This window comes from Acinetobacter sp. KAM396 (assembly GCF_021602765.1).
GTDB lineage: Bacteria > Pseudomonadota > Gammaproteobacteria > Pseudomonadales > Moraxellaceae > Acinetobacter > Acinetobacter towneri_A.
The window spans coordinates 60,311-75,596 of the sequence record NZ_BPPH01000005.1 but is presented as its reverse complement, the minus strand read 5'-3'; the positions used below and the strand labels follow the sequence as shown (position 1 = coordinate 75,596).

Sequence of the window (15,286 nt, the reverse complement as noted above, 5' to 3'; positions counted from 1 at the left end):
TAAGCTGTCTAAGCTAGACTTAGGCAGCTTTAACCAATATGCTCAAAATGAATGGTACAGCCCATTAATAAATGCATGAGTTCAATTTGCGAGTTGCATTGGGTTTTTTCATAAATATTTTTAAAATAAGTGCGCACGGAACTGAGCGTAACTCCACAATGTTCCGCAATTTCTTCTAACTTACAACCATTTACCAACAACTCACACAGCTCAAACTCACGTTTAGACAATTGATAAGCTTGCTGCAAATAGGCTTTTGACAAGGCATAGTGCTGATGCTTATCGGTCAGAAATACCGCAATTTGATGTTGTCCTGCATTTTGATGCTGCATATTTTTTAATTTAGAACAAGGTACGATAGTCAGCATTAATTGTTGTCCTTTCGCATCTGACAAAGACAATACACCGCCTACATCTGCGTTTAATGCCGACTGTCCCAACAAGGCTGAATGTAATAATTGATCTAAACGATTTTGATCATAAGCATGGGTTTTTAAACGATTATACAAGTCCAAATCTAAACATGAATCGTGTTCCAGCATGCTTTGAGCTAAAGGGTTTGAATAAGTCAAACTCAGCTGATGATCAAGCAAAATTACACCTGTTTTTAAATGATCGAGCACGCTATACAAACTTAAATTTTCTTGTTTAACCAAACTAAACTGACGATGGATTTGTAAAGCACGGCGTAAATGCACACCCAAATGCTTTAAAAAATCCAACTCTTTTTGTTGATACGGCGCTACATCTGGCGCACGGTGTAGTCCCAAAACCGCCCAACGATGTGAACCCTGATCGAGCAAAACAGCCGAGATATAACTAATTCCCGTCGGATTCAAACACCGTTCATAAAAGATATATTCATCACTTTCAGGGTTTTCCCCATAATGAGATAAATCCGAGCTCGCTACTTGCCCCACACCTAAATTTTCCCACAATACTCGGTGTAACTGCATGTCAATCACGCGAATCCGCTCATCACGATAGGCATGCAAAGCTTCAGCTGGAATATTGTGACTAAATAAAAAATCGTAACTTGGACTAAATTGATCTAAGGCAGTAAAAATGGCGGTTTTACTGTCTGTATATTGAACAATTTTTTCAATTACTTGCGGCCATAAACTCACATCTACAGCGGCATCATAAATACTGCCTATAATTTCGTGTTCTCGGTTATCCATTTTTATCCCCTTTATGCCTACTCCAATCTGCATTACATTTATTTAATCATTTGTTTTTATTATTGTTCTAAACAAGAATAATGAATTTTATTCACAAAAAAAAGGAGTTTAGATACATATCACACATTTAATGTGTAAATAAAAAATAGCTAGGTGATTTTGTCTTTTCATGTGTGCAATCTCTACATTACAAAAATTGCGCCATAAAAAAACCCCGTATCTTACGATACGAGGTTTTTGAAGTTTGGGTACGCTGAGTTTTACATCATACCGCCCATACCACCCATGCCACCCATATCTGGCATTGCTGGCTTGTCTTCTGGAATTTCAGTAATCATACATTCTGTTGTTAACATCAGGCCAGCAACAGACGCTGCATGCTCAAGTGCAGAACGAGTTACTTTTGCAGGGTCAAGAATACCCATTTCCAACATGTCGCCATATTCACCAGTCGCAGCATTATAACCATAGTTACCTTCACCGTTCTTCACAGCATTGATTACTACAGATGGCTCATCACCAGCATTGGCTACGATTTGACGAAGCGGCGCTTCGATTGCACGACGAAGAATGTTGATACCTACGTTTTGGTCATCGTTAGCACCAGTCAGACCATCAAGTGCAGATGCAGCACGTACCAGTGCAACACCACCACCTGCAACAACACCTTCTTCAACCGCAGCACGAGTTGCGTGAAGCGCATCATCCACACGGTCTTTCTTCTCTTTCATTTCAACTTCAGTTGCAGCACCAATTTTGATGACTGCTACACCGCCTGCTAATTTAGCAACACGTTCTTGAAGTTTTTCTTTGTCATATTCAGAAGTAGATTCTTCGATTTGCGCACGGATTTGCTGAACACGCTCAGAAATCTGATTTGCATCACCAGCACCATCCACAATCACGGTGTTTTCTTTAGAGACTGTAACTTTGTGCGCGCTACCCAAATGCTCAAGTGATGTTTGCTCCAAAGACATACCAATTTCTTCAGAAATAACCGTACCGCCTGTCAAGATTGCAATATCTTGAAGCATTGCTTTACGACGATCACCAAAACCAGGCGCTTTCACCGCACATACTTTAATGATGCCGCGCATGTTGTTCACAACAAGCGTTGCCAGCGCTTCGCCTTCAACATCTTCAGCGATGATCAGAAGAGGTTTACCTGTTTTTGCAACCGCTTCTAGTACAGTAATCAGTTCACGAATGTTGCTGATTTTTTTATCAACAAGAAGAATGAACGGATTTTCAAGTTCTGCAGTCAAAGTATCTTGTTTGTTCGCGAAGTATGGCGAGATATAACCGCGGTCAAACTGCATACCTTCAACAACGTCAAGCGCATCTTCAAAGCCTGAACCTTCTTCAACAGTGATTACGCCTTCTTTACCAACGCGTTCCATTGCTTGTGCGATGAGTTTACCTACTGTTTCATCAGAGTTTGCAGAGATCGAACCCACTTGCTCAATCGCTTTAGTATCAGATGCTGGTTTAGCCGTTGCTTTAATGTCTGCAACGACTGCCTTAACAGCAAGGTCGATACCACGTTTCAAATCCATTGGGTTCATACCCGCAGTTACAGATTTGATGCCTTCATTTAAAATGGCTTGTGCAAGTACTGTTGCAGTGGTCGTACCGTCACCTGCGATATCGTTGGTTTTGCTAGACACTTCACGTACAAGCTGAGCACCCATGTTTTCAAACTTGTCTTTTAAGGTGATTTCTTTCGCAACAGAAACGCCATCTTTAGTGATGTGCGGTGCACCAAAAGAACGGTCAATCACTACGTTACGACCTTTAGGGCCTAAAGTTACTTTAACTGCGTCTGCAAGTACGTTTACACCTGCGATCATTTTAGTGCGAGCTGAATCACCAAATTTTACATCTTTAGCTGACATGTTTAACTCCAAATATTTTTAAATAATGTTCAAATTTGCTTTGAATATGAGTTCTGAACTTAGCCTTCAAGTACCGCTAAAATATCAGACTCTTTCATAATTAGAAGTTCTTCACCGTCTACTTTAACTGTGGTGCCTGCATAAGTACCAAACAAGACTTTGTCGCCCACTTTTACGTCTAAAGCGCGTACGCCATTGTCTGTGATTTGACCATTCCCTACTGCAATCACTTCACCTTGGGCTGGTTTTTCTGCAGCAGAACCTGGAAGCAAGATACCGCCAGCTGTTTTTGTTTCTTCTTCAACACGACGAATAACTACGCGGTCATGTAATGGACGAATGTTGCTCATAAATAACTCCATTAGACTAGGTCAATGTATAGATTCCTGATGACGACTTAATTATTCCTTTGGTCATCATCAAAATAAATTTTAGATGACACTGTTGTGGGGATGGAAATAAACGCTTCAAGGGGGAAAGATAAAAATATTTCAGTTTTTGTTGTTTTTTTAAACAAGCTAGCTAGATCGGTGTTTTATTCTGCACTTTGTTGCCACAATACAAATTGCTTTTGTGCAGCATCAAAAATGTAATGCTGCACATCACCATTGTGACACAATACATTCAAGCTATTCGGCATACCCTGATGCAAACGATACGAAATTGCAGTACCCGCATGAATATCCAGCACAGGATGCGCTACCCCTAATGCATAAATTTGATTTAAGTCATACACTGCAGGTTGATGTAAATGTCCATGCAGCAAGGCATATAAACCATTTTTGCTCCACTGTTCTAAGGCAATTCGCCCTAACACAGGACAATCTTTAATGCCATGGCGATCATTTGGTGGTGTATAAAATGGTTGATGCGCAACCAAAATTTTAAACTTATTACTTGGCGCGGTTTGTAGCAAAGCATCTACCGCCTGAATTTGATTCAAAGAAATATGTCCACGGGTGTGAAAACGTCGCCTAATACTGTTTATTCCAATCACATAAAAGTGGTCGGTTTCAATAATTGTTTCCATACCCCCAAAAAACAGTTGATACCGTGCAAATGGGCTAAAAAAACGACTCCAAAGATGATAGAGCGGAATATCGTGATTACCTGGCACAACCAAATACGGTAAATTCAAACTCTCTAAAAAATGCTTACAGGCATAAAACTGTGTATAGCGTGCGCGTTGGGTTAAATCACCACTTACCACTACAGCTTCAGGACGCATACTTACACACAGCTGTTGAACGGCCTGCATACAAGCTACATTTTCAGTGCCAAAATGCAAATCAGATAGATGCAGCAGCATGCGGCACCTTAATGTTTAATGCGTTTTTCAATACAGAAATTCGTAGTGGCGGGCGCATTTTAACAATTTCTCCATCAAGTGCCACGGTCAGTTGTGGAGATTCACTATGAATGACCACCTGTTCTGCTGCAAAACTGTATATATCATCGGCTTGCTCAGCCTTCCCCTGAATGAATTGCCACAGAATTTTAAACAAAGTCAATTTATCAGACTTTGCCACTGCGACACCTGCAACTTTGCCCGCTGCAGCCGCTTTAGCAATCCGTAAATTCATTTCAGACAGTTGCAATTGATTATTCCCAAAGAAAATGAGCGGAGTTTTCAGTGGATAGCACTTTGTATCGATCTCTAGTTTTAGTTTTAATTCTTTACGGTCACGCAGCAGTACATCTAAAGCCGAGGTATAGGCATGTAAAGGAAAGCGTCCTAAATAACGGTTATAACGCTCACGTTTTTGAATAAATAAAGGGTATAAACCCAAACTGGCATTGTTTAAATAAATATGTTGATTGATTTGTGCCACATGCACGGCGCGCGTCGTGCCTGTGGCAATAACCTGTGCAGCTTCAATTAAATCTAGCGGGATATTCAATACACGCGCCACGAAATTAAACGTCCCTAAAGGTAAAATTCCCATCGGAATGTGAGTGCCAATCAGTTTACCCGCCACAGCATTTAAAGTACCATCACCACCTGCCGCAACCACAACACCGCTTAAATGCGCTGCTTGATGCCGTGCTAATACCTGTTGCATGAGCTGATCAAAGTTCCCGATTTCACCCATTTCAAACAATTGGATTTCAAAACCATGCTGTGACAAAACATGCAACAGTTCTTCATATACACCTTCTTGCTGTGTGGCATGAAATCCAGATTGTTGATTATAAATAAGAGATAATGGCTGCAAAGTTGTCGACATTTTCTTCAATCATTTTAAAGCTTTTGCTCTAATTTCAACCAATTGATGCAGAATGAAAAGCAGCTTTATGTAAAAATCGAATGATGACCATTCATTAAATCAATAATCACTCCATACTGAAATACACACATAAACCACTGTTTTAATTTAAAATAACTTAGCTAAATAACGCCCATAATTTTTTTAAATAACAATAAGTAACGCAAAAAAAATGTAAGCCTATGTTTCATATATATTATTCATAATTTATACGGATGATTTCACATTGAGCTAATTCAAGCCTATGTCTTATTTTTTTTAAGTTTTTGTGCTTTAATACAGCCACTTTTTTTCATATTTCATCTGAACCATGTACCCCATTGTTCGGATTGTACTTTGTACATAACTTGTACACATTTAAGATAGGCCTCACCATGACCCAAGTGAACGCACCAGAATTCGTTCGTCACCCAAAGCTTATTGCATGGGTTGAAGAAATTGCAAAGTTAACAAAACCAGCAAAAATTGAATGGTGTGACGGTAGCGCAGAAGAATATCAACGTCTAATCGACTTGATGATCGCTAACGGCACCATGCAAGCATTAAACCAAGAAAAACACCCTGGTTCGTACCTTGCAAATTCTGATCCTTCTGACGTTGCTCGTGTTGAAGACCGTACTTACATCTGCTCTGAAAACAAAGAAGATGCTGGTGCGACGAACAACTGGGAAGCGCCAGCTGAAATGCGCGCTAAATTAAACGGTTTATTCGACGGTTCAATGGCTGGTCGTACCATGTATGTGGTTCCATTCTCTATGGGCCCATTAGGTAGCCACATTGCGCACATCGGTATTGAATTAACTGACTCTCCTTATGTTGCTGTCAGCATGTCTAAAATGGCTCGTATGGGTAAAGCTGTTTATGACGTATTGGGCACAGATGGCGAATTTATTCCTTGCGTACACACTGTGGGCGCACCTTTGGCTGAAGGCGAGAAAGACGTAGCTTGGCCATGTAACAAAGAAAAATATATCGTACATTATCCAGAAACTCGTGAAATTTGGTCGTATGGTTCTGGTTACGGCGGTAACGCATTATTGGGTAAAAAATGCTTAGCGCTTCGTATTGCTTCTGCAATGGGCCGTGAACAAGGCTGGTTAGCAGAACACATGCTTATTTTAGGCGTGACCAACCCACAAGGCGAAAAACACTACATCGCAGCAGCATTCCCGTCTGCATGTGGTAAAACCAACTTTGCAATGTTAATTCCACCTGCAGGTTATGAAGGCTGGAAAATTGAAACTGTAGGTGACGATATTGCTTGGATCAAACCAGGTGAAGACGGTCGCTTATATGCAATCAACCCTGAAGCTGGTTTCTTCGGTGTAGCACCTGGTACTAACACCAAGACCAACCCGAACTGTATGGCAACCATGCACAAAGACGTGATCTATACCAACGTTGCTGTCACTGACAACGGTGAAGTTTGGTGGGAAGGTCTATCTAAAGAAGCGCCTGCTAACTTGACTAACTGGAAAGGCCAACCACACACTGGCGCAGAAAAAGCAGCTCATCCAAATGCGCGCTTCACTGTTGCAGCAGGTCAATGTCCTTCTATTGATGCTGACTGGGAAAATCCTGCAGGTGTTCCAATTTCAGCATTCATCTTCGGTGGTCGTCGTGCAGACACTGTGCCTCTAATTTCAGAAGCATTTGACTGGGTCGATGGCGTATATAAAGCAGCAACTATGGGTTCTGAAACCACTGCTGCTGCGGTTGGTCAACAAGGTGTCGTTCGTCGTGACCCATTTGCAATGCTGCCATTTGCGGGCTACAACATGGCAGACTACTTCTCTCACTGGTTAGAAATGGGTGAGAAAGTTGGTGAAAAAGCAAAAGCTGCAGGTAACAAATTACCAGGCATCTACAACGTAAACTGGTTCCGTCGTGACGCAGAAGGCAACTTCGTATGGCCTGGTTTTGGTCAGAACATGCGCGTTCTTGAGTGGATCATCGATCGTTGCGAAGGTCGTGCAGAAGCTGTTGAAACTCCAATTGGTTTCGTTCCAACGTATGAGCAATTGAACTGGTCTGGTTTAGATTTCTCTAAAGAGCAATTTGAAACTGTAACAGCGCAAGATAAAGAACAATGGATCAAAGAGTTAGAAAGCCACACTGAGTTATTTAACAAGCTTGGTGAGCGCTTACCTGCTGCATTGAAAGCACGTCAAGCTGCCTTACTTGAAGCGGTTAAATCTGCATAATTCAACGCAGATTGCTAAGAAAAGGTCACTTCGGTGACCTTTTTATTGCCCTGATATTTTAGTGACTAAAAACTCGAAATCCGAGCTTTAATCACACTCTCACACGAAGCGTCAATACTGAATAATGTGAAGATTCATGGTAAAAAAACGACCTCACGAGCACACGCTCATCAGCCCCAAATATAGACAGCCTGCCACACCACCAACAAAGCCCTGCTTTGTCCTCTGAGCTATGGCATACTTAAAACAACAATCAAATGACATCAAAACCAGGGACATGATCATGAATAAATCCATGAAGAATACAATGATTATTTTGGCTATGACGGGACTTGGGTTAGGTTTATCCGCTTGTCAAACTTTGCCAGAGCAAAATGAGAATAGTTTTGTCGGCTATAAAGTTGAAAGTAAAACCGATCACACCGCAGTATTGGCTTATACGCTTGCAGGACGTCAAAACCAACAGCGCGACGAAAGTAAATTACAGCGTGCTTGCCAAAAAGAACTTGGTACGCATAAAACTTATCAATTGCGTATTTTAAATATTAATGAAGTGGTGAATCCTGCAGCGAACCAGCAAGACCCTTATGGTCGCCAACTTGGACAAAGCCGCACCTCTATTGGCTTATCGAACACACCTGAACTACATAGCAGTGAAAACTATGCTACACGTCAGGCCTTAGATGCTCGTCCAAGCACACTGCGCATTGTGCGTTATAGCTGCAATTAATTCGGATCACAAAACTTACTTCCTATAAGACGTGATGATTTATCGCGTCTTATAAAAACTTACATTACGAAACTCTTTGGCTTCATCTAAATCAGGCCATGTGGTCGCGCTGCGTTCATCTATTTTTATATATTGTGGATGACTAAAGTTTTTCACTCGGCTGTCTGCCACCCAAACCTCTGGGGCGAATTTTAAGAACTCATCTAGAAAGAAGCGATTGCATTGATCATAAAGCACATCGGCAGCCAGCAATACATCCACTTGTTCTGCTTTGTATAGATCATCTAAATATTCAAGAGCTACATCATTCAATTCAGCATTGGCTCGACAGGCTGCAAGACTAATAGGATCAATATCACAGCAAATTACCCGTTTGGCACCGGCCATTTTTGCAGCAATCGCCACCACGCCTGAACCCGCACCGAAGTCTTTTAACTTGCTGAGGTTCTGCCAATAACCATTGCGCCATTGCAAGTCCCGAAGCCCAACAGAAAATCCAGTACGGCGTATCATTCCAAATACGACGAATGACTTCATCATCTAGCTTGTCGGTCGGAAATATAGGTGGAATAAGCCACAGTGAAATAGGCGTTTCAGGCAATTGCTGTGCCAGTAATTCACAATTTGGAATTACCTCATGCAAAGCATCTAAGAGATGTTCAGGGGCTTGAGAAAATTGAAAGGTACAGCTCATTGGATATTCTTCGTTTTAATTTAAAAAAGTCCCCTCTGCTTTTTTAAAGGAGAGAGATAGTGGGAAGATTATTTTACCGCCCCATACCAAGCTTCTCTTATAGCGAGAAGGAGCATCCATTAATTTCGCAATCAATTCTCCCTCTTTTGCGCTTCATTTTGAAGCAGTGCTCTAAATTTTGCTCAGGAGAGGGAGAATAAGCTTAACCTAACGCTTTCTCAGCCGCTTCAACCGTTTGACGAATCAACGTTGTAATCGTCATGGGACCAACCCCACCTGGAACAGGCGTATATGCAGAAGCAATCTCTTCAATGCCTTGCAATTGGATATCACCAACACCACCGCCATCACGTGGATGGAAGCCTGCGTCAATAACTACAGCACCTTGTTTAATCCAATCTTTTTGAATTAATTCTGCTTTACCTACCGCTCCTACAATAATGTCTGCTTGTTTCACAAAACTTGCAAGATCTTGGGTACGTGAATGGCAAATGGTTACTGTTGCATTTGCTTCAAGAAGCATCGCAGCCATTGGTTTACCTAAAATTGCAGAACGCCCCACAACAACAGCATGTTTGCCTGCAATTTCAATGTTGTTTTCTTTTAAAATGGTCATAATGCCTGCTGGCGTTGCAGAACCATAAGCAGCCTCACCCATCGCCATGCGCCCATAACCAAGGCAAGTCACACCGTCTACATCTTTTTCAAGCGAAATTGCATCAAAGCAAGCACGCTCATCAATTTGCGCAGGAACTGGATGTTGCAACAAAATACCGTGCACATCCGGATTCGCATTCAATTTTTCAATTTCTGCCAAAAGTTGTTCTGTGGTGGTTTCTGTAGGTAATTCCACCTTTAAAGAATCCATGCCCACACGGCGGCAAGCATTGCCTTTCATGCGCACATAAGTTGCAGATGCACCGTCATCACCGACCAAAATAGTCGCTAGAATTGGGGTACGACCTGATTTTGCTTTTAACGCTTCTACACGTGTTAACAGATCAGCTTCAATTTGTTTTGCCAATGCACGACCGTCTAAAATTAATGCCACGGCACATCTCCAAATGTTGATATGAATCAATTTTGCAAATAATACATGATTATTTAGACTATTTTATTCTATATGCCGAATTAATGTGCATCTGCTCATTTAATAGTATTGTTTTTTTTTCAGAGCTTGCTAATATACGCATCAACAAGACGTGGCGGGGTGGCAGAGTGGTCATGCAGCGGACTGCAACTCCGTGGACGCCGGTTCGATTCCGACCTCCGCCTCCAATCTTGTAAAACTATGCCCGAGTGGTGAAATCGGTAGACACAGGGGATTTAAAATCCCCCGCCCACAAAGCGTGCCAGTTCGAGTCTGGCCTCGGGCACCATTTTAAACACATTAAAATGGTGCAAGTAAAGAACCCAGCATTTAGCTGGTTTTTTTATGCCTGCGATTTAGCCCTCTCCTATCCATATTCATTTCTCTGTATGACCTGCCTATGAAGCCCCAACAAGCACTGCTTTATGTGCAGCAATTACAGCAACAATACCCTGCTGCCTTTAAACGAAATATTTTGTTTTACGGTTTTATTCAGAGCAAAGGCATGCTGGATGAATGGAAAGAGTTTATTCCATGGCTCTTGGCCTGTATGATTTTTATTCCTATTTCTATCAGTTTAGCTTTGGGGATTCAAAACACCACAGCACAGTATGATGCTTTTCAAGCCAATGCCTTGTCTATTTTAGCGATTATGCTCGGCTTTATGCTGCTATTACCTTATGTGTTGTATCAGATCAAACACAGCTCTGCATCGTGGTATCAGTTTCAGCAACACGCCCCACTCAAAATTGCAGTCCTGATTATTTTACAAGCGCTAAATTTTGCCTATTTTCAAAGTACGATTCTGCAAGGAGTCCTTTTCTTTTTTTGCATAAGTTTTAGCTTTGTTCGCTTGTATAAAGAAAATATGTTTCGTGACCACGCCAGTCTGGAACAAAAATATTGTTTAACCCAGATTCGTCGTGCTGCTTACTGGTCGTATCGTCAGGCTGCTAAAATTCAATTCCGCTTATATTTCACTAATAAAAATAGCCCCCGCTTTACACAACTCACTCAGCAATATCAGCACGCACTTGAGTTACATCAACAGATTATGCAGGCTGAGCAAGCCTTATGTAAAAGCATTAAACACATAGATTTAGACAGTTATATTCAAGAGAAACTCGAATAAAAATTTCACGCCTTACATTAAAAAAAACCGAGCAACTTAAGCTCGGTTTTCTGTAAGCATCACACCAATTTTTAGGCGGTTTTAGCAACTTCAATGATTGGTTTTAAGTGTACATCGTAGGTCATTTGATGACTACGTGTTGAATCTATTTTGTATTCACGTGCCTTCACCGTATCCACAAACTTCCAATCGGCAACCACTTGATCATGATTAAAAGTCACTGTTAAATAACCGCGCTGATTGAGGTTGCAATAATCCAGCTCATCAATCAGTTCTTGAAAGGCATATTCCAACGCTGCCATTTCGTCTGCAGGCACATTTAAGTAATACTCAATTCCTGGCGATGATACCGAACTGGTCGCGAACTCCACCCCAACCTCATGATTGGTTTCATGGGTATGCAAGCTTGCAGCCCAAGCATTATGAGTATCACCTGCTAACACCACTGCTTTTTTCCCAAGCTGTTGCAATGTCCCATACACAACTTCACGATCGTAAGCATAACCATCCCAAGCATCGAGATTATAAGGTGCAACCGCCCTCAAACGCGCTTTATCCATTGCTGTCAAAGTTGGATCATTCGCTTTTAAGCGCATTTTTAGCGTGAGCAACTCAGTAATTTTTTGCTTCATTTGTGCAAGGGTTTCAGGTCGCTGATCACCATTGGTAATTTGCCCTAAAAGCAATAACAATTCTTGTGGAATCAGCATTTTTGCCATCAAGACTTGTTGACCCAAAACATTCCAAGGGGCTGTAGACTGGATCAACTGCCCTTGCAACCACTGACGTTGCGCCACACCCATCAATGTACGTTGTGGATTTAATAAATCTGTCTGGAATTTAACCGCATCAATACCTGCCTCAGTCATATAATTGGCATAATCTAATTGCTTATGACGCGCTAAAATACGGGTATCTAGCATCATCAAATTGACTAGACCACCAAAGTCAAATTGGCGATAAATATTCAAATGATCATTTTCAGCGACTGGACGAATTGGCATCCATTCAAAATAAGCCTGTAATGCCGCAAGCTTACGTTCTATAAAACTGCCTTCATCTTCTTGATGATTATCTGCGCCCGCTTCCCAAGTATCATTACTGAGCTCATGGTCATCCCAAATCACAATAAATGGATGGCGTTGATGTGCGGCTTGCAAATCGGCATCGGTACGATATAAAGCATAGCGTTTACGATAATCATCCAAATTGATTATTTCTTTATCATTGTCTGTTGCAAAGGTACGTCCTAACTGTTGTGCATCATCAGTTGCGTATCCACCTTGTCCATATTCATAAATATAATCCCCCAAGTGAATAATCACATCCAGATTGCTTTCCTGTGCCATTTCTTTATAGACATGGAAATATCCTGCAGGGTAGTTTGAGCAAGAGCAAACTGCAAATTTTACCTGATCGCTGCGTTGTGACAAGGTTTTGGTCTGTCCTACAGCTGAAACTATATTGCCAAAACGGAAACGGTAATAATATTCAGTCCCTGCCCGCAAACGATCTGCGTCCACTTTCACTGTAAAATCTTGCGCTGCATTGGTTTGTACTTTGCCAGTATTCACCAATTGCTTAAACGCCTCATCACTCGCAATTTCCCACACCACCTCAAGACGCGCTGCATTGTCATTAGGTGTTAAGCGTGTCCATAAAATCACACGATCATGCAGCGGATCACCACTGGCGACACCATGCAAAAACTGCACTTTTAATGCATTTCCTGCTGTAGATTCATTATCATCTCCACATGCAGTTAATGCGACTGGCAATGACAATACCCCAAAACCAGCCAAACTTTTTTGAATCAACTCGCGGCGAGTTAAGCGAATGTTCATGAATATTCCTTTTATTTTTCTTGAGCGCTCAACATAGAAATTTATGATTTCGCTTTGATCTCAAATTCATGAAATATTGATGACAAACAACAGAAATATGCTTCAAACCGAACTTTTTTCAAGCTAATAATTTGAATTGATTGAAAAGAACGCAATTGTAAATAAATTTACTTGCCAAGTTTTATTTCGTCCTCTATTATTGCGCACATGCCCGAGTGGTGAAATCGGTAGACACAGGGGATTTAAAATCCCCCGCCCTCAAAGCGTGCCAGTTCGAGTCTGGCCTCGGGCACCATTTTAAATGGATTTAAATCATTGAAATGGTGCAAATAAAGAACTCCAGCATTACGCTGGTTTTTTTATGCCTAAAAAATATAATATTGAAAACAATAACATTTATGTATTGATGATTTGAAATGTTTCTACAACGCTTTATCTTCTCTTTCAAGTGGATGACCTGTTTATGCTGCTTGCTCAGTTTTGCAAGCCATGTACAAAGTTCCAGCCTTGAGTCCGCAACCGAGTCCGTAAGCCCAATTGAAACTGATGCAGAATTTTATGATATTTTTGCGGGAACAGTGCAATATAAAAACCAAGAGTTACAACTACGTCGTTGCAGCTTAGGCAACGATTTATATTTATTAGATTTCCAAAATCCTGAAGAAGCAAACCAACTCAAAACTTTGCTGCAACAAAATACAAAGTTTTGGGTGAATTTAATTGCACAGCCAAGTGAACATAATGGTCAATACATGCTAAATGTTCGGGAAATTGCAGAACTACATACACAACAAAGTTGCCATTTGAATGATGTTTTGAATGATTTGTTAAATCATCTATAAGTGAAAGCTGAAAGAGAGTGTCTATCACCACTCTCGTGTTGCAATCAACTCTTCCATTTCAATCTCAAAATAGCCTTGCTCTTGCAGCACCATCATCATCGCCTCAGCAATATAATCTGCTGCGGTATCATCCAAATCTGAATCTAGATCTTCAAATTGTGGTTTCATTTTATTGATGGCTTGCACGGTCTGGTCAGCAAAATGATAAATATCCGTTTCAGATAAATTGGATTTAGACACATGTTTTGCAAACTGTTGAATCAGTTGTTTTAACTCAGCAACCAAAATATCAGGATAAAACTCATCATCAAACATGGGGAGAAGTAAATCTGCAAACATACAGGCACTCAAAAATACAGAGATTCAAGCGTGCCTATATAGCATAAGCAGGGCTTTAATTCTAGCTTCACCCAAATCTACAAACAGCGATTAATTTGCCAACTGCATTGCTTGCCAAACTTTAATGGCATCAGACATGGCTTTCACATCATGCGCACGCACCATACAAGCACCTTGCTGAATACTGAGTAAATGAGCCGCTACTGAACCGACTGCACGCTGTGTTGGCTCTGCCCCACCTAAAGCTTCACCAATAAAGCTTTTTCGAGACAATGCCGATAAAATCGGATACCCCATACCATTGAGTTGATGCAACTCATTTAACAATTTCAAGTTTTGCTGTGCATTTTTTGGCAAACCAAAACCCGGATCAATCATGATATTTTCAGGTTTAACCCCTACCGCCAAAGCATCGGCGACACGTTGCTGCAACTCTGCAATTACATCTATAGTGACATCATCATATTGATCTAAATTGTTCATGGTGGTCGGTTCACCACGCATGTGCATAATAATCACGGGGATATTTAACTCAGCAGCTGTTTGCAACGCATTTGGACGGGTCAACGCACGTACATCATTCCAGATATGCGCCCCTGCAGCTACTGATGCACGAATTACTTCAGGCTGAGATGTATCAATCGAAAGCACCACATCATAAGCAGATAAGGCTTCTACCACAGGCACGACACGACGAATTTCTTCTTCCACACTCACAGGACTGGCTCCCGGACGTGTAGACTCACCACCAATATCAATCACGGTTGCACCTTCGGCCATCATTTCCAAAGCACGTGCTACAGCAGCATTTTTTTCATTATGTTGCCCACCATCACTAAACGAGTCTGGCGTCACATTTAGAATTCCCATCACATGCGGTTGAGATAAATCTAAACTCAAACGTCCGCATTGCAATACGCGCTTGGGTAATGGCATGAGCTGCATGCTGGTCTTCCTTTTAATTTGAAAAGCTTATTTTAACAAGGCTAATTTTGAAGATGTTGAATTCTTTTCACCCTCAAACCATTTTATAGCCTATAATTACAAGATTGCGCACATGCTATAGCG

General features: G+C 41.3%; 13 protein-coding genes, 3 tRNA genes and 1 pseudogene. 7 read left to right on the top strand and 10 right to left on the bottom strand.

All coding sequences use genetic code 11. The features are described from left to right. Positions 1–29 precede the first annotated feature (29 nt). The 5 genes from L6C30_RS04675 to L6C30_RS04655 form a co-directional block, all read right to left on the bottom strand. Entirely contained in the window at positions 30–1,181 is a 1,152-nt protein-coding gene (locus L6C30_RS04675; RefSeq protein WP_019836747.1) for a helix-turn-helix transcriptional regulator, read from the bottom strand. 260 nt (positions 1,182–1,441) lie between these two features. Next, on the bottom strand, positions 1,442–3,076 hold the full coding sequence (gene groL, locus L6C30_RS04670) for a chaperonin GroEL (RefSeq protein ID WP_180052218.1): 1,635 nt from the start codon (positions 3,074–3,076) through the stop codon (positions 1,442–1,444). Positions 3,077–3,135: 59 nt separating this feature from the next. After that, positions 3,136–3,426 (bottom strand): co-chaperone GroES, encoded by a 291-nt coding sequence (groES, locus tag L6C30_RS04665; protein WP_004972131.1) that lies wholly within the window; start codon positions 3,424–3,426, stop codon positions 3,136–3,138. Between the two features lie 185 nt (positions 3,427–3,611). Next, positions 3,612–4,385 carry a metallophosphoesterase gene (locus tag L6C30_RS04660; RefSeq protein WP_019836749.1) on the bottom strand — a complete coding sequence of 258 codons (774 nt, stop codon included), beginning with the start codon at positions 4,383–4,385 and terminating at the stop codon, positions 3,612–3,614. Beyond that, entirely contained in the window at positions 4,366–5,304 is a 939-nt protein-coding gene (locus L6C30_RS04655; protein WP_019836750.1) for a diacylglycerol kinase family protein, read from the bottom strand. Before L6C30_RS04655 ends, L6C30_RS04660 begins: the two co-directional genes overlap by 20 nt. A 413-nt stretch (positions 5,305–5,717) precedes the next feature. Between L6C30_RS04655 and L6C30_RS04650 the strand changes: the two genes are divergently transcribed. Both L6C30_RS04650 and L6C30_RS04645 read left to right on the top strand, forming a co-directional pair. Beyond that, positions 5,718–7,547, top strand: coding sequence for a phosphoenolpyruvate carboxykinase (GTP) (locus L6C30_RS04650; protein WP_019836751.1), 1,830 nt, complete (start codon positions 5,718–5,720; stop codon positions 7,545–7,547). A 295-nt stretch (positions 7,548–7,842) separates the two neighbouring features. Continuing rightward, entirely contained in the window at positions 7,843–8,277 is a 435-nt protein-coding gene (locus L6C30_RS04645) for a hypothetical protein (RefSeq protein WP_236094758.1), read from the top strand. A gap of 39 nt (positions 8,278–8,316) precedes the next feature. Here L6C30_RS04645 and L6C30_RS04640 read toward each other — a convergent pair. Together L6C30_RS04640 and folD are read right to left on the bottom strand one after the other, a co-directional pair. Beyond that, positions 8,317–8,971, bottom strand: a pseudogene (locus L6C30_RS04640) (methyltransferase). 202 nt (positions 8,972–9,173) lie between these two features. Then, positions 9,174–10,022 carry a bifunctional methylenetetrahydrofolate dehydrogenase/methenyltetrahydrofolate cyclohydrolase FolD gene (gene folD / locus L6C30_RS04635; protein WP_019836754.1) on the bottom strand — a complete coding sequence of 283 codons (849 nt, stop codon included), beginning with the start codon at positions 10,020–10,022 and terminating at the stop codon, positions 9,174–9,176. A gap of 153 nt (positions 10,023–10,175) precedes the next feature. Here folD and L6C30_RS04630 point away from each other — a divergent pair. The 3 genes from L6C30_RS04630 (at position 10,176) to L6C30_RS04620 (ending at position 11,193) form a co-directional block, all read left to right on the top strand. Further along, a tRNA-Cys gene (locus L6C30_RS04630) sits at positions 10,176–10,249 on the top strand. Between the two features lie 15 nt (positions 10,250–10,264). Continuing rightward, positions 10,265–10,350 (top strand) — tRNA-Leu (locus tag L6C30_RS04625). Positions 10,351–10,461: 111 nt separating this feature from the next. After that, positions 10,462–11,193, top strand: a complete 732-nt coding sequence (locus L6C30_RS04620) for a hypothetical protein (protein WP_019836755.1) — start codon at positions 10,462–10,464, stop codon at positions 11,191–11,193. Positions 11,194–11,264: 71 nt separating this feature from the next. On the opposite strand, the gene L6C30_RS04615 is transcribed toward L6C30_RS04620, so the two are convergent. Beyond that, complete coding sequence (locus tag L6C30_RS04615) at positions 11,265–13,037, bottom strand: alkaline phosphatase (RefSeq protein WP_236162480.1); 1,773 nt, start codon at positions 13,035–13,037, stop codon at positions 11,265–11,267. Between the two features lie 209 nt (positions 13,038–13,246). Between L6C30_RS04615 and L6C30_RS04610 the strand changes: the two genes are divergently transcribed. Continuing rightward, positions 13,247–13,332: transfer RNA gene (locus L6C30_RS04610), tRNA-Leu, on the top strand. A 121-nt stretch (positions 13,333–13,453) separates the two neighbouring features. Then, positions 13,454–13,879, top strand: coding sequence for a hypothetical protein (locus tag L6C30_RS04605; RefSeq protein WP_236162479.1), 426 nt, complete (start codon positions 13,454–13,456; stop codon positions 13,877–13,879). A 24-nt stretch (positions 13,880–13,903) separates the two neighbouring features. Here the strand turns inward: L6C30_RS04605 and L6C30_RS04600 are convergent, their stop codons facing one another. Both L6C30_RS04600 and folP read right to left on the bottom strand, forming a co-directional pair. Continuing rightward, positions 13,904–14,218 (bottom strand): DUF5713 family protein, encoded by a 315-nt coding sequence (locus tag L6C30_RS04600; RefSeq protein WP_019836758.1) that lies wholly within the window; start codon positions 14,216–14,218, stop codon positions 13,904–13,906. A gap of 90 nt (positions 14,219–14,308) precedes the next feature. After that, positions 14,309–15,163 (bottom strand): dihydropteroate synthase, encoded by an 855-nt coding sequence (folP, locus tag L6C30_RS04595; protein ID WP_019836759.1) that lies wholly within the window; start codon positions 15,161–15,163, stop codon positions 14,309–14,311. Positions 15,164–15,286: the final 123 nt, after the last annotated feature.

Bases quoted from the DNA above. Each gene is read 5' to 3' on its own strand.
- L6C30_RS04675 (WP_019836747.1), bottom strand. From the start codon at position 1,181: ATGGATAACCGAGAACACGAAATTATAGGCAGTATTTATGATGCCGCT.
- groL (WP_180052218.1), bottom strand. From the start codon at position 3,076: ATGTCAGCTAAAGATGTAAAATTTGGTGATTCAGCTCGCACTAAAATG.
- groES (WP_004972131.1), bottom strand. From the start codon at position 3,426: ATGAGCAACATTCGTCCATTACATGACCGCGTAGTTATTCGTCGTGTT.
- L6C30_RS04660 (WP_019836749.1), bottom strand. From the start codon at position 4,385: ATGCTGCTGCATCTATCTGATTTGCATTTTGGCACTGAAAATGTAGCT.
- L6C30_RS04655 (WP_019836750.1), bottom strand. From the start codon at position 5,304: ATGTCGACAACTTTGCAGCCATTATCTCTTATTTATAATCAACAATCT.
- L6C30_RS04650 (WP_019836751.1), top strand. From the start codon at position 5,718: ATGACCCAAGTGAACGCACCAGAATTCGTTCGTCACCCAAAGCTTATT.
- L6C30_RS04645 (WP_236094758.1), top strand. From the start codon at position 7,843: ATGAAGAATACAATGATTATTTTGGCTATGACGGGACTTGGGTTAGGT.
- L6C30_RS04620 (WP_019836755.1), top strand. From the start codon at position 10,462: ATGAAGCCCCAACAAGCACTGCTTTATGTGCAGCAATTACAGCAACAA.
- L6C30_RS04615 (WP_236162480.1), bottom strand. From the start codon at position 13,037: ATGAACATTCGCTTAACTCGCCGCGAGTTGATTCAAAAAAGTTTGGCT.
- L6C30_RS04605 (WP_236162479.1), top strand. From the start codon at position 13,454: ATGTTTCTACAACGCTTTATCTTCTCTTTCAAGTGGATGACCTGTTTA.
- L6C30_RS04600 (WP_019836758.1), bottom strand. From the start codon at position 14,218: ATGTTTGCAGATTTACTTCTCCCCATGTTTGATGATGAGTTTTATCCT.
- folP (WP_019836759.1), bottom strand. From the start codon at position 15,163: ATGCAGCTCATGCCATTACCCAAGCGCGTATTGCAATGCGGACGTTTG.